Origin of the sequence: Microbacterium sp. 18062 (assembly GCF_902706225.1) — a bacterium.
GTDB lineage: Bacteria > Actinomycetota > Actinomycetes > Actinomycetales > Microbacteriaceae > Microbacterium.
Window position 1 is genome coordinate 1 of sequence record NZ_CACSKB010000571.1, and the last position, 406, is coordinate 406.

The 406-nt window shown below is 73.9% G+C and carries 1 protein-coding gene; it reads left to right on the forward strand.

What is annotated here, in order from left to right; translation table 11 throughout:
• On the forward strand, positions 1–406 hold a 406-nt coding region (locus GVL03_RS24585; protein WP_200847413.1), incomplete at both ends, for an FHIPEP family type III secretion protein.

The window sequence follows — 406 nt, forward strand, 5'->3', positions numbered from 1 at the left end:
ATCCAGCACCGCCCGCCCGAATTCGCCAAGCCGCTGTCGATCCGGCTGTCCGCGGAGCTGGCCCGCCTGCTCGACGCCGAGCGCCTCGACCGCGCGGTCGACAAGGAGCGCAAGGGCCTGCAGGCACGGCTGGGCCTGCCCTTCCCGGGCGCGGCCATGTGGGTGGCGGACGCGTTGCAGGATCTGCGGTTCGACATCCTCGTCAACGACGTGCCCGTGGCCCGGCGGCAGTTGCCCGGCGACATGCTCCTGCTGCTGGATGCGCAGTCCCCGCTGGCCGCGCAGGCCCTGCCCGGCGGCCCGCTGCTGGGAATGGCGGAATCGCTCTGGATCGCGCCGTCGGCGCTCGCGCCCGGCCAGCGCGCCGGAGCGTGCCTGGAGATCGAACAGGTCGTCGCCCGGGAGA